Source organism: Polynucleobacter sp. 78F-HAINBA (genome assembly GCF_018882325.1).
GTDB lineage: Bacteria > Pseudomonadota > Gammaproteobacteria > Burkholderiales > Burkholderiaceae > Polynucleobacter.
The window spans coordinates 36077-49970 of record NZ_JACVOQ010000005.1; the positions used below are offsets into that span (position 1 = coordinate 36077).

Sequence of the window (13894 nt, forward strand, 5' to 3'; positions counted from 1 at the left end):
CCCTTGCTAGATATTATTCAATAGAGAAATAGAGATACAGGCCCAAGATCATGGAATTAAGCGTTGAATTCTTCCCTCCAAAAACACCTGAAGGTGAGAGCAAGCTGCATCTCGTGCGCGAGCGTTTTAGTGAAACGCTCAAGCCCGCTTTTTATTCTGTGACTTTTGGTGCTGGTGGCTCTACTCAATCCGGCACATTAAAAGTGGTGAGTGATATTCATGCTGCAGGCGCAGCGGTTGCCCCTCACTTATCTTGTGTTGGTAGCTCACGTGAAAGCGTGCGCGAAATGTTGAAGCAGTACCAAGCTTTAGGCGTTAAACGTATCGTAGCTTTACGTGGCGACTTGCCATCTGGCATGGGTCAGTATGGTGAGTTCCATCACGCAAATGAATTAGTCGAATTTATTCGTGCTGAAACTGGTGACTGGTTCCACATTGATGTGGCCGCATATCCAGAAAGTCATCCTCAGGCTAAGTCGCCAGCGACTGATGTGGATTTCTTTGTGCAGAAGATGAAGGCTGGAGCCAATTCGGCAGTGACTCAGTATTTCTATAACAGCGATGCGTACTTCCGCTTTGTTGATGAGGCGTATGACTTGGGCGTTACTCAGCCAGTGATCGCTGGAATTATGCCGATTACTAATAGCACTCAGTTGCTGCGTTTTTCAGATGCTTGTGGCGCAGAGATCCCGCGCTGGATTCGTTTGCGTTTGCAGTCTTATGGTGATGACACCGCTTCGATTCGTGCGTTTGGTGAAGAGGTAGTTACGGATCTTTGTGATCAACTCTTAACTGCTGGCGCTCCAGGATTGCATTTCTATTCACTGAATCAAGCGGATGCCGTTTTAGCGATTGCAGACAATCTCAGTCTCAATAAGTAATTAATAAGCCTGACTCAGTCAGCATGGCATCCAAAGGTTCATCATGCGTTTGAGCCTGCCATTGAGCATCATCTAATTTTTGCCAATCAAAGCCTATGCCGATGCATAGTAGGCTTGGTTTGGCTTTACGCAACTGAGCCAGGGTGCGGTCAAAGTAGCCACCCCCATACCCAAGGCGCCAATAATGTGTTTTATCGCCCACCTTGGATTCTGACCAGCCCACGCAGGGTATCAAGATGCAGTCTGGAGTGACTTGAGGTCTGCGGGGGTTATTAGGGTCTGGCTCCGGAACGCCATGGCGACTTGGAATTAGTAGATCGCCCTCTTGCCATGCATAAAAATCTAAATGTTTATCAGGGCGCGCAAAAGGGAGGGCCAGTGTTTTGCCTGCGCCACTCTCAGCCCAAGCTAATAAAGGAGGCCGCAGATCCAACTCATCTTGTATAGGGCAATACAGGGCAATAGATTGAACTTGAGCGCCATGGGCGCCCAGAAAACTGGCTAGGCCAGCCGAAATAGCTTCTCGTGCCATCGGATAGCTTGCGCTAGCCGCAAACTGTTTCCTTTGGGCTAGTAAGTCCTGCCGTAGCGATTTTGGAGAATTGCCGTGCATATCGACCATTATCAGGCGAAAATTAAGAGATATAGTAAATCGATAAGGTAAGACGGTGAAAAAGAAGTTTCATGTTTTTAGTGGCTGGCAAAAAACGATGGGCGGAATTTTATTTCTGGCTCTGGCAGTAGCTGCGCCTAGCATTTCTGCAGAAAAAGCCAAGAAAGTCGCCCCCGCCAAAGAAAGCAGAGTTTCAGCCTTTGAAATTACCGAAGGTGATCGTACCTTTATTGAATTGCGTGAGGCTGCTAAACGAAATGATGTGGCTCGCACACAGGCCTTAGCTGCCAGCCTCTCGAATTACCCATATGACGATTACGTAGCTTATTTCCGTATCAAGCCACAGTTATTTGATGGCGCTGGTGGTGCTCGATCCGACAGCAATGTGGACTCTCAAGTGGTAGCTTTTTTAAATCAATACCAAGGCACTGCACTAGCTGATCGGATGCGCAATGATTGGTTGCTTGTTTTAGGTAAGCGTAAAGACTGGTCTCGCTTTGATGCTGAATACTCCAAGTTTGTTTTGGATGATGACACTCAAGTGAAATGCTATTCCTTGCAATCGAAGTTGGCTCAAGGTGAGAACCCAACAAAAGTGGGGCTTGATGCACGCGCAATATTATTGGACCCACGTTATTTCGGTCAGGCTTGCCAAGAATTAGTGCCTATTTTGGTTGGTGCTGGCGGTATGACGCCGAGCGAAGCAAAGGCGATTGGTCGCGCTGCTAGCGAGATGGGTTTTGACACGATGTCGCGTCGCTTGGGTGGCGAGGATCCTATTGCTGAGATTGTTAAATCTGCTAAAGCAGATCCTGCAAAAGCGTTTAAAGATTTTTCACAAAATGCATCTCGTTACAGCAAAGAGAATCAGGCGGTTGCTTGGGGTGTGATTGGTCAATTCCTCGCAAAGAAATTAGACCCCAATGCAGATGATGCGTATCGCCTTCAACAGGAGCTAGGCTACAACGAGCTTCTTTCTACTGAGGGGCAAGAGTGGAAAGTCCGTGCGGGTTTGCGCGCTAAGGATTGGACGCTGGTAAAGAATGCAATTGAAGGCATGAATCCTGCGGTGCGTAGCAAAGATCCCGCTTGGACTTATTGGTATGCGCGTGCATTGAAAGTGGAGGGCCAAAATGAAAAGGCTCGCGAGAACCTCGAGCTTGTTGCTGACCAGTACAACTTTTATGGACAGCTTGCACGAGAAGATCTAGGTAAATCGAATCATGCACCTGTGCGCACCAAAGTGAGCGATGCAGAAATTGACGCCATGTCTCAACGTAAGGGATTTATTCGGGGTGAGCGCTTCTATGCCATGAATTTACGCTTTGAAGGCAATCGTGACTGGAATTGGGAGTTGCGCAATATGAGCGATAAGCAGTTGCTCGCAGCGGCTGAGTATGCCAAGCGTATTGGCTTGTATGACCGCGTAGTGAATACGGCGGATCGTACCAAGCAGGAGCATGACTTTAGCTTGCGCTATCCAACCCCATATCGGGATGAGCTATCCCCAATTGCTAAGCAAATTGATTTGAACTTAGCTTGGGCTTATGGACTGATTCGTCAAGAGTCACGTTTCATCATGAATGCCTCTTCATCCGTTGGCGCTTCAGGCTTAATGCAGGTAATGCCGAATACAGCAAAGTATGTGGCAAAGAAAATTGGCATGACCTCCTATACCAATGACAAACTTGCTGATACCAATACCAATCTCACTTTGGGTAGTAATTACTTAAATATGGTCTTAGGAGACCTTGATGGTTCTTGGGTTCTGGCGTCTGCTGCTTATAACGCGGGCCCATCACGCTCTAAAACTTGGCGGGAAAAACTCACCAGCCCTACAGAGGGTGCGATCTTCGCAGAAACTATTCCGTTTAATGAAACGCGCACTTATGTAAAAAATGTTTTAGCCAATGCAACGTATTATTCATCGGTGATGCATGGGCAGTCGCAGTCTTTAAAGCAGCGTTTAGGTGTGATTACTCCTAAAGCGGCAAACGCATCTGAGCTACCTTAGTATTTCAACCAAATTGGAGTTTTATGAAATATGACATTCTGCTAATTGGCGGTAACGGTTTTGTAGGTAGAGTCTTGGCGGCACAATTGCAAGCGGAGGGCTATTCCGTTTTATTGCCGACTAGACACTTAGCATCTGCGCGTGAATTGCGAATGCTGCCGAAAGTGCACTTAGAGGATGCTGATGTGCATGAGTTTGATTCATTGCAAGAACTTTGCTCACGAATTAAGCCGGGTGGTGCAGTCATTAATTTGGTGGGTGTGTTGCATGACAAGCCTGCACAGCCTTACGGAAAAGTATTTGAAGCTGCACATGTAGAGCTCCCTAAAAACATCATCACTGCCATGCAGTTACATGGTCTCAAGCGTTACTTGCACATGAGTGCATTGGGCGCGGATTCGAATGGTCCATCGATGTATCAGCGCAGTAAGGGTGATGGCGAGGCCGCAGTAAAAGCTAGCAATCTTGACTGGACTATTTTTAGGCCGTCAGTGATTTTTGGCGCTCAAGATCAATTTATTAATTTATTTGCCAAGTTAACCAAGCTATTCCCCGCAATGCCTTTAGCAAACTCCGGAGCACAGTTTCAGCCGGTGAGCGTGGATGATGTGGCTAGTGCATTTACCAAGTCTCTGAAGATGCCATCAACCATTCATCAATCTTATGATTTGGTGGGGCCCACCGTTTACACCATGAAAGAAATTGTGGAATTTGCTGCACATAAGGTCAACACAAAATGCGCGATCATTCCTGTGCCTGCTTTTGTTGGCTATCTTCAAGCTTTGGCTTTTGAGTTCCTGCCCGTTCCAACCCTGATGTCTCGCGACAATATTGCTTCAATGCAGTTGCCAAATATCTTGCCACTGAATGGTGTGGATGCTTTGACTAAAGTTTTTGGTATCAGCCGCCGCACCCTAGAAGGCATGAAATAAGCTCATGAAGATCTACGCTGTTGGTGGCGCCATTCGGGATACCCTCATGGGTTTGCCGGTGCATGACATTGATTATGTGGTGGTTGGTTCTAGCGTAGAAGAGATGATTGCCCAGGGCTATCGTCCAGTGGGCAAAGATTTTCCAGTGTTCTTGCACCCAGAGACCCAGGCTGAATATGCCTTGGCTCGCACGGAGCGTAAGACAGGCAAGGGCTACAAGGGCTTTATGTTTTATGCCGACCCAACCGTCACGCTAGAGCAAGACTTAGAGCGTCGTGATCTGACTATTAATGCAATGGCGCAAGAGGTCGGCGCTGATGGCAAATGGGTGGGGCCTATATTGGATCCCTACAACGGTCAGCAAGATCTAGCGGCTAGAGTATTTCGTCATGTGTCCGATGCATTTGCTGAAGATCCTTTGCGTCTATTGCGCATCGCTCGTTTTGCAGCGCGCTTTCCAGAATTTACTGTTGCGCCAGAAACCATGGCTGCTTTGCAGGCTATCGTTCAATCCAATGAATTATCAGCGCTCTCAGCTGAGAGAATCTGGCAGGAGTTAGCCAGAGGATTCACTGCCGATAAGCCAATGCGAATGTTCCAAGTTCTACTGGATACTGATGCAGCCAGAGTATTGCTGCCGGCAACGCTGACATCCCATTTGGCTAAAGAAGAATTCCGCGAGCAACTCATTGCACATTTGCATGCAGTAGATAACCGTCTGGAAGATCGATGCGCCGTCACTCTCATGCATTTATCTGCCAGTGAAATTCGCTCGTGGGCGGAGTGCGTCAAGATGCCAAATGAGGTGCGTGATTTCAGTGAAATATTTAGCGAGCTCAATGTACTCATTGAGAAATCAGTCAATGATGCAGGTTTTAGCTATGAGCCTGCAGATGTATTGACCTGGTTTAATCGGGCAGATGTATGGCGTAAGTCTGAGCGTGGAAATGCTTTGTTGAATTTAGCAAAGCGTATTGGCTTGAATGTCAGCGCTTTAATTTCAGCAATGCAAAATGCTCAATCGCTCAACACGGCCTCAATTATTGAAAGTGTTCCTGCAGACCAGAGATCTAACGGTGAAAGAATTCGCAGTGCAGTAGATGCTGCGCGACTCTTAGCTATTACTACAGCCGTAAGCATTTAAAAACTTACAGCCGATTTCTGCCCCGAAGGCCCGGTAGGTCTTCTAAGACGTGGTCTGGCAATACCTCAGACAGTTTCTTTGAGAATGCAAAGACTTTGAATAGCTCGCCCATCTCCGCTTCAGATAATAGTTTTTGCAGCGAGTTCGAAATAGGTAAGAAAGTTTCTGGATCGCCAGGGTCGCCAATCTCTAATGCAATATCGCCAATGCCCGCATCTAGCAAATAAGACGCTTGATTGCTGAGATAGGCATCATCGACTTCTTCCTTGAGTGCACTGCGTGCAATCTGCGACCATTCCACATGGGTTGTTAAATCACATAGCCCCGGAAGGTGAAATGGATCTTGAATAGCATGATGGCGATGATGCGCCATGAGTGTGCCTTCTAGGCGTTGTGCATGGTAATACTCACTCTCCGGAAATCCGTAATCAAAAGTGAGGAAGAGTCCAGTATCGAGATGCTTGGCTACTTGGTGCATCCAAGCATTTGCGGGTGCATGTAATTCAGTAAGGTAGCCTTCAGAAAAGTTTCCGTTGAGTAAAGTCTCTGGAAGCAGCGACTGCTCAACAGGTTGTCCTACTGACCAAGCAAGCTTGCCATCAATTACAGCGACGCCTTGTTGATACCAAAAGCCATTTTGAAAAATGATGGCGTCACAAGGGATGGCATCAATTACCTCGTTGGCTAGAATGATGCCCTTGAAGTTGCTAGGTAAAGAGCTTAACCAATTGCATTGAGTAGATAGAGCTAGTTTCTCGGTAAGTTGCTTGAGGCGTTCTTCTTGTCTTTGGGTTAGGTCTGGCGAGATCTCGATGATGTCGTAGTTATCTAAGGAAAATTCAAGATCGTGCAGTCGGGTAAGAATGGATTCAGCCAATTTGCCGGTGCCGGCGCCAAACTCCAGAATTTGAGTAGGGAGTCCTTGGGCTTGAAGGCCCTCCAGAATCGGTAAAAGGGTTTCTACGATGGCAGCGCCAAATAGGGGGGAGAGCTCTGGGGCTGTCGTGAAATCACCGCCAGTACCCAATTTGTGGGCTCCAGCGCTGTAATAACCCATACCTGGCTCATATAAAGCCATTTCCATATACCTTGAAAAGGGCATCCAGCCGCCATTAGAGGCGATTTCGCCCATTATTTTTTGGCTAAGAAGCTCGGTATGAGCCGTTTCAAGGCTGGTCAAGGTAATATCCATAGCTCGCTAGTCTAAGAGAATTTAAGTGAACTTGAGTTCAAACCTACAACCTCAGCAAAATAAAGCAGTTTTAGTGACCGGCGCTGCCAAGCGTCTTGGCCGAGAAATTGCCTTGGAATTTGCTCGTCAGGGCTGGGATATTGCGATTCATTATGGCAAGTCTGCCGCAGATGCCCAGGCTACCGTTGCGGAAATCCAGGGCTTAGGGCGTAAGGCCGTGGCATTTAAGGCTGATCTCGCTAGCGAAGTAGAAATTCATTCTCTGTTTGCCGCAGTTGTTGCTGAGTTTCAAGACCTCGAGTGTCTCGTGAATAGCGCTTCAATCTTTGAATATGATCGCGCTAATTCAGACACCCCGCTCAGCGGTAAAAGTTTGCAAGACCACATGCAAGTCAATTTGGCTGCACCTATCTTGCTGTCTCAATTAATGTTTGACTATCAAAAGAGCCAGACAAAGAAAGCAAGCGAGAGTAATTTATCAATTCCCTCGGTAATTCAGCTGCTCGATCAAAAATTGATTAATCTCAATCCAGATTATTTGTCTTACACATTATCTAAAGCTGCACTACTCACTTCAGTTGAGGTGTTAGCAGTAGATTTTGCTCCGCACTTACGGGTGATTGGTTTGGCTCCCGGTATTACGCTGACTTCAGGCGATCAAACTGAATCAGGTTTTACTAAGGCGCATCAGATGACGCCATTGGGTAAGTCATCAACACCAAGTGATATTGCAAAAGCAGCCGTATTTTTAGCAAGCTCAAATGCGATCACTGGCACCACCTTATATGTGGATGGCGGACAACATCTATTGCCATCATCACGCGATGTGATGTTTAAAACAAACTAAAAGTTAAAAAATTCATGCACGCTATTCTTTCTCATCCCGCTTTAGTTGATTGCCGTCGCTTATTTCTGCGTGACTATGAAATCTATATCAATATCGGTGTGCATGATTTTGAGAAGAAGGCTGAGCAGCGCGTCATTCTCAATGTTGATCTCTACATTCCTTTGAATATGAACACTCCTTCTAAAGACTTGTTGGAAGAGGTTGTGGATTACGACTTCATGCGTGAAACCATTAAGGCACGGTCTTCCCAGGGTCATATCCACTTACAGGAAACCTTCTGCGACGACATCGTGACTGCGATGCTCTTGCATCCGAAGGTCATTGCGGCTCGCGTTAGTACAGCTAAGCCTGATGTCTATCCAGATTGCCACTCTGTTGGCGTTGAAGTATTTCGGATTAAGCAGGCTTAAAGAGAAATTTCGGAAAAGATTTAGTAGCCATGAGTGATATTCGTAAAGTCGTCTTCGAAGAAAACAAGCTTGAGAAAAAGCTCTGCCGTTTAGTTGGCCAAGCAATTGGTGACTTTGGCATGATCGAAGATGGTGACAAAGTAATGGTTTGTCTATCGGGTGGTAAAGATAGTTATGCCATGCTCGATATTCTATTGAAGTTGCGCGAGCGTGCCCCAATTGATTTTGAAATTGTTGCTGTCAATTTGGATCAAAAGCAACCAGGATTCCCAGCAGAGATTTTGCCGAACTATTTAAAAGCTTTGGGTGTTCAGTACCACATTGAAAACCAAGATACCTATAGCATTGTCAAGCGTGTCGTTCCAGAAGGAAAAACGACTTGTGGTCTTTGCTCTCGATTGCGTCGTGGCATTTTGTATCGTGTTGCAGATGAGTTGGGTGCTACCAAGATTGCTTTAGGTCATCATCGTGATGACATCTTAGAAACATTGATGTTGAATATGTTCTTTGCTGGCAAGCTCAAGGGTATGCCGCCAAAGTTGCGATCTGATGATGGCAAGCATATTGTCATTCGTCCCCTCGCATATGTTCCTGAAAAGTTACTTGAACGTTACGCAGTAGATATGAACTTCCCAATTATTCCGTGCAATCTCTGTGGCAGTCAGCCCAATCTCCAGCGCGGTGCCATGAAAGAGATGCTGCGCGAGTGGGAGAAAAAGCACCCAGGGCGTGTCGAGAATCTATTTCGCTCAATGCACCATATCGTGCCATCCCATTTAATGGATGGAGAGGCCTTTGATTTCAAGAATCTCGAGATTTCTACAGAGCTGTCGGGTATTGCTGCCAGATCGGCTGGTGACAAAGCGATTGATGAGACAGAAATCGATGAAATAGCCTGCGGAACGCTGATTCAGGGGTCTTATAATCCCTCTTTATGAACATCGTTATTTTGGCTGCTGGGCAGGGAAAGCGGATGAAGTCCGCATTACCCAAGGTTCTCCAAACCTTGGCCGGGAAACCCCTTCTCCAGCACGTTCTCAATACCGCTCTAGATCTACAAGGCAAGAGCGCTAAAACTGGCCCCATCGTTGTTGTTGGTCACGGCGCAGCCGATGTTAAAGAGTTTCTTCAAGCAGTCGGCGAGCAAGATTCTCGCTTCGGCAAAGTGGGCACTGCACTGCAGGCCGAGCAAAAAGGAACAGGACACGCTTTATTACAAGCACTGCCTAAGCTAGATGTAAATGAACCTACTTTGGTTCTCTATGGTGATGTGCCACTTACAAGTAAAAAGACGCTCTCTAAATTAGCTAAATTGGCTGATGGTGTGCGTGGTCAAGATTCTGCATTAGCACTTCTGACTCAAAATCTCAGCAATCCAACGGGCTATGGTCGTATCGTGCGAGATATCGACGGCTCTGTAAAGGAGATTGTTGAAGAAAAAGATGCATCGCCAGAGCAAAAGCGTATTCAAGAAATCAATACCGGCATCATGGTTCTACCAACCAATTCACTCAAGAAATGGTTGAAGTCTTTGCGAGCGAGCAATGCCCAGGGTGAATACTATTTAACTGATGTCATCGCGATGGCGGTTAAAGATGGTGTGCCCATTCGCACTGCGCAAGCTGATGCTGAATATGAAACTGTTGGCGTTAACAGTCGCGATCAGTTGGCTGCTTTAGAGCGCGTGCATCAATTAAACCAAGCAAACGTACTAATGGATGCCGGTGTTTCATTGGCTGATCCAGCACGCATTGATATTCGCGGAACGTTGGAGTGCGGTACCGATGTCTTTATTGATGTGGGTTGTGTATTTGAAGGTTGCGTAACTTTAGCTGCGGGCACAAAAGTTGGCCCGTACTGCATCATTCGCAATAGCGTGATTGGTAAGAATGTCACTATTCACCCATACAGCCATATTGACGGTGCAAAAGTTGGCGCAAGTTCGCTGATTGGGCCTTATGCTCGCTTACGCCCAGGTGCTGACTTGGCGAATGATGTGCACATTGGTAATTTTGTAGAAGTGAAGAACAGCAAGATTGCCGCCAATAGCAAAGCTAATCACTTAGCTTACGTTGGCGATTCCATTGTGGGCTCTAGAGTCAATATCGGTGCAGGTACGATTACTTGTAACTACGATGGTGTGAATAAGCACCAAACCATTATTGAAGATGATGTCTTCATTGGTTCGGACACTCAGTTGGTTGCCCCAGTGCGTGTTGGTCGTGGCGCCACATTGGGTGCAGGCACGACTCTGACTAAAGATGCGCCCCCTAATCAACTTACCGTGTCGCGCGCTAAGCAAATCTCTTTACAGTGGCAACGCCCAGTAAAGAAGGAAAAGAAAGTGGCAGATAAGAAGGTAGCAATAAAGAAAGTAGCTGCTAAAAAATCCGTGAAGGCTAAAAAATAATGTGCGGAATCGTTGGCGCAGCATCGCGTAAGAATATTGTTGAGGTATTGATCGAAGGCCTGCGTCGCCTTGAGTACCGTGGATATGATTCCTGTGGTTTTGCCGTAATTAATGGTGATGATGCCAAGCACCCCATTGAACGTGCTCGCACGACAGCCCGTGTTTCCGAGTTAGCGGAGCAGGGGAAAGATTTTCATGGCACTTTAGGTATTGCGCATACCCGCTGGGCAACGCACGGCAAGCCTGATACACAAAATGCACACCCCCATATTTCTGGTGGATTAATCGCTGTGGTGCATAACGGCATTATTGAAAATTACGAGTCACTGCGCACCGAGCTGAAATCTGCTGGCTACGTATTTACTTCAGAAACAGATACTGAAGTGATTGCGCATTTAATTCATCAAGCTTATGTAGCAAGCGAGCAGGTTGATTTAGTTGCTTCAGTGCGATCTGTATTGCCGCGCTTACATGGTGCCTATGCGATCGGTGTGATTGCGCAAGATCGTCCAGATATTTTGGTCGGTGCACGCGTTGGATCGCCCTTGGTTGTAGCGCTTGGCGAGAATGAAAATTTCCTTGCTTCTGATGCACTGGCTTTGGCCGGTCGCGCACATTCAATGATGTATCTCGAAGAAGGTGATGTTGCTATTCTTAAGGCGGATAGCGTTGAGATCATTGATCAGTTAGGTAAGACAGCGCAGCGTGAGCAAAAATCAATGCCAGCTCAAGCTGACTCCGTAGATCTAGGTCCTTATCAGCACTACATGCAGAAAGAGATCTTTGAGCAACCAAGAGCAATTAGCGACACGCTTGCCAATATTGCTAGCTTTGGTCCAGAACTCTTTAATGCAAATCCTGAGCAATGGAAAAAGTTTGATCAAATTTTGATATTGGCTTGCGGCACTAGTTACTACTCCGCTTGCGTTGCTAAATACTGGTTAGAAGATTTAGCAGGCATACCGACGCAGGTAGAGATTGCTAGTGAGTATCGTTATCGCACAACTGTTCCTAACCCGAATACATTAATTGTGGTGGTCTCCCAGTCTGGTGAGACTGCGGATACTTTGGCGGCCTTACGTCATGCCCAGGCTTTAGGACATCAATACACGTTGGCAATTTGTAACGTTGCAAGTAGCGCCATGGTTCGCGAAACGAATTGGAATTTCTTAACCAAGGCTGGCACTGAGATTGGCGTGGCCTCTACTAAAGCCTTCACTACTCAATTGGTTGCCCTATATCTGTTAGCTGTTTCATTGGCTAAGCGTGCTGGCAAAGTAAGTCCTGAGCGAGAGAAAGAGCTCTTGCGTGACTTGCGCCATTTGCCAAAAGCTTTGCATGCAGTGTTAGCGCTTGAGCCGCAGATCATGGCTTGGAGCACTGCATTTGCTAAATGTGAAAATGCTTTGTTCTTGGGTCGTGGCATGCATTACCCAATTGCCCTTGAAGGTGCGCTCAAGTTAAAAGAGATTTCTTATATTCATGCTGAAGCTTATCCAGCGGGCGAGTTAAAGCACGGACCATTAGCCCTGGTTACTGAAAAGATGCCAGTGGTAACAGTAGCCCCAAAAGATGACTTGCTGGAAAAGCTCAAATCCAATATGCAGGAAGTCAAAGCCCGTGGCGGTAAGTTGTACGTCTTTGCAGACCAAGATACCGAAATTACTAGCAGTGAAGGCATCAACGTGATTCGTTTGCCTGAGCACTATGGAAATCTTTCCCCAATCTTGCATGTAGTTCCACTGCAACTACTGGCGTATCACACCGCTTGCGCCCTGGGTACTGATGTAGACAAGCCGCGTAATCTCGCAAAGAGCGTTACCGTCGAGTAATTTCTCTGGGGTGGATTCACCTCAAAATTCCAAGTAACTTCATTAACCCAGGCGTAATCCAATCAACTGGGTTTATTCCCTTGATTCTGTAGGGTCTTGCAATTAGTACGAACTAGTACTAAACTAGTACGCATACAGACTAAATTGAGGTAATGAAATGAATCACCTATCGCTCGTTAAGGAATTGGTTCAGGCCTATCAGGCCTTTGAGGCTCACTCTGGAGCGCATATTAAAGAGATGGGCTTAACCACAACCCAGTTTGACATTGTGGCGACCTTAGGTAATCAGCCCCCAATGACTTGTAAGGAATTGGGTGAGAAGACGCTAGTTTCTAAAGGCACTATGACGGGTGTTTTAGAAAGGCTCGAGGCGAAAGGCTTAATTGAAAAGTTTCTGAACGTTGAAGACGGCCGTAGTTACAAGATTGGCCTCTCAAAGTCTGGCGACAAATTATTTAAGAAGGTATTTCCGGAGCATGTGGAATACCTCGGCAAGGCGTTTAGCAAGCTCACCAAAAAAGAATTAGAACAAGCGGTAATGGTTTTAAAAGAAGTAAAAGCAATTTTTAATTAAACAATTTTTCAGTAAACATTACAAAGGAACATTACATGAACACATATCAAAGCATACTTAACCTCGTTGGTCGATTGCTTATCGTTGCACTATTTTTACCGGCAGGTTTGGGAAAGATTGCTGGATTTGAGGGAACATTAGGCTACTTCGCTTCTTTGGGTATTCCAGCTCCAGTATTCGCATTGGTAGCAACAATTGTGATTGAAGTTCTGGGAAGCATTGCATTGATCGTAGGTTTTCAGACACGTATCGTTGCAGTGATCATGGCGATCTTTACTTTAATCGCTGCTGCTACTGGGCATGCATTTTGGGCTGCTCCAGCAGATGCAGTATTTATCGCTCAATTGCTATTCTTTAAGAACATTGCGGTAATGGGTGGTTTATTGGTGTTGGCTTCTACTGGTGCTGGTAGATTCAGTATTGATGGTCGTAAAGCAGCGAAGTAATTCCATTCATTAAAGGAAAAGATCATGACTAAAGTAGCCGTTGTATTTCATAGTGGGTATGGCCACACAGTTAAACAAGCTGAAGCCCTATCTAAGGGAGCAAATGGCACGCTAATAGCCATTGATTCCGAAGGCAATATTACTGATGCGCAGTGGGAAATTCTCAATACTGCTAATGCCATCGTATTTGGTTCGCCAACCTATATGGGCACAGTAAGCTGGCAGTTTAAGAAGTTCGCTGATGCCAGTTCTAAGCAATGGTTTTCACAGCAGTGGAAAGACAAAGTATTCGGTGGTTTCACAAACTCTGCCACGATGAATGGTGATAAGCACTCCACCTTGCATTACTTCTTCACTCTGGCAATGCAGCATTCAGGTATCTGGGTTGGCACTGGTTTAATGCCTTCGAACTCCAAAGCCGCGAAGCGTGATGATGTGAACTATGTTGGCTCTTCTGCTGGTGCGATGATGCAGACTCCTTCAGACGCAAGTACTGATGAGGTAAATGTGGGCGATTTAGAAACAGCACGTCTCTATGGTGAGCGTATTGCCAAGATTGCCGCTGAACTTAAAGCTAAGTAAGCTTTTTATCTGAAAGA

14 protein-coding genes are annotated in these 13894 nt (G+C 46.3%); 12 read left to right on the plus strand and 2 right to left on the minus strand.

Annotated elements, in window-relative coordinates; translation table 11 throughout:
* The first annotated feature begins 50 nt into the window (after nt 1–50).
* Entirely contained in the window at nt 51–881 is an 831-nt protein-coding gene (gene metF / locus ICN11_RS06680; protein ID WP_216178665.1) for a methylenetetrahydrofolate reductase [NAD(P)H], read from the plus strand.
* On the opposite strand, the gene ICN11_RS06685 is transcribed toward metF, so the two are convergent.
* Nucleotides 871–1494 (minus strand): 5-formyltetrahydrofolate cyclo-ligase, encoded by a 624-nt coding sequence (locus tag ICN11_RS06685; RefSeq protein ID WP_255533051.1) that lies wholly within the window; start codon nt 1492–1494, stop codon nt 871–873. The two genes, metF and ICN11_RS06685, sit on opposite strands and share 11 nt — an antisense overlap.
* A gap of 97 nt (nt 1495–1591) precedes the next feature.
* Between ICN11_RS06685 and ICN11_RS06690 the strand changes: the two genes are divergently transcribed.
* The 3 genes from ICN11_RS06690 to ICN11_RS06700 are packed head-to-tail and all read left to right on the plus strand — an operon-like array spanning nt 1592 to nt 5584.
* A complete protein-coding gene (locus tag ICN11_RS06690; RefSeq protein ID WP_216229836.1) occupies nt 1592–3508 on the plus strand; it encodes a lytic transglycosylase domain-containing protein in 1917 nt (638 codons plus the stop codon).
* 23 nt (nt 3509–3531) lie between these two features.
* On the plus strand, nt 3532–4440 hold the full coding sequence (locus ICN11_RS06695) for a complex I NDUFA9 subunit family protein (RefSeq protein ID WP_216229693.1): 909 nt from the start codon (nt 3532–3534) through the stop codon (nt 4438–4440).
* Between the two features lie 4 nt (nt 4441–4444).
* Complete coding sequence (locus ICN11_RS06700) at nt 4445–5584, plus strand: polynucleotide adenylyltransferase (protein ID WP_216229694.1); 1140 nt, start codon at nt 4445–4447, stop codon at nt 5582–5584.
* Nucleotides 5585–5588: 4 nt separating this feature from the next.
* Here ICN11_RS06700 and ICN11_RS06705 read toward each other — a convergent pair whose 3' ends face one another.
* The gene (locus tag ICN11_RS06705) at nt 5589–6776 is read right to left on the minus strand and encodes a class I SAM-dependent methyltransferase (protein WP_216229695.1); all 1188 of its coding nucleotides are present in this window, start codon (nt 6774–6776) and stop codon (nt 5589–5591) included.
* 25 nt (nt 6777–6801) lie between these two features.
* On the opposite strand from ICN11_RS06705, the gene ICN11_RS06710 reads away from it, so the two are divergent.
* The 8 genes from ICN11_RS06710 to ICN11_RS06745 all read left to right on the plus strand — a co-directional run bounded on the left by ICN11_RS06710 (nt 6802) and on the right by ICN11_RS06745 (nt 13877).
* Nucleotides 6802–7623, plus strand: a complete 822-nt coding sequence (locus ICN11_RS06710) for an SDR family oxidoreductase (protein WP_370623610.1) — start codon at nt 6802–6804, stop codon at nt 7621–7623.
* A gap of 14 nt (nt 7624–7637) precedes the next feature.
* Nucleotides 7638–8033, plus strand: coding sequence for a dihydroneopterin aldolase (locus ICN11_RS06715; RefSeq protein ID WP_216229696.1), 396 nt, complete (start codon nt 7638–7640; stop codon nt 8031–8033).
* A gap of 29 nt (nt 8034–8062) precedes the next feature.
* Nucleotides 8063–8971, plus strand: coding sequence for a tRNA 2-thiocytidine(32) synthetase TtcA (gene ttcA / locus ICN11_RS06720; RefSeq protein ID WP_215386946.1), 909 nt, complete (start codon nt 8063–8065; stop codon nt 8969–8971).
* A complete protein-coding gene (gene glmU / locus ICN11_RS06725; protein WP_216229697.1) occupies nt 8968–10443 on the plus strand; it encodes a bifunctional UDP-N-acetylglucosamine diphosphorylase/glucosamine-1-phosphate N-acetyltransferase GlmU in 1476 nt (491 codons plus the stop codon). Before ttcA ends, glmU begins: the two co-directional genes overlap by 4 nt.
* On the plus strand, nt 10443–12275 hold the full coding sequence (glmS, locus tag ICN11_RS06730) for a glutamine--fructose-6-phosphate transaminase (isomerizing) (protein ID WP_216229698.1): 1833 nt from the start codon (nt 10443–10445) through the stop codon (nt 12273–12275). Before glmU ends, glmS begins: the two co-directional genes overlap by 1 nt.
* Nucleotides 12276–12432: 157 nt before the next feature.
* The gene (locus ICN11_RS06735; protein ID WP_216135427.1) at nt 12433–12849 is read left to right on the plus strand and encodes a MarR family winged helix-turn-helix transcriptional regulator; all 417 of its coding nucleotides are present in this window, start codon (nt 12433–12435) and stop codon (nt 12847–12849) included.
* 35 nt (nt 12850–12884) lie between these two features.
* Complete coding sequence (locus ICN11_RS06740) at nt 12885–13295, plus strand: DoxX family protein (RefSeq protein WP_216229699.1); 411 nt, start codon at nt 12885–12887, stop codon at nt 13293–13295.
* 24 nt (nt 13296–13319) lie between these two features.
* Entirely contained in the window at nt 13320–13877 is a 558-nt protein-coding gene (locus tag ICN11_RS06745) for a flavodoxin family protein (protein WP_216135421.1), read from the plus strand.
* Nucleotides 13878–13894 lie beyond the last annotated feature (17 nt).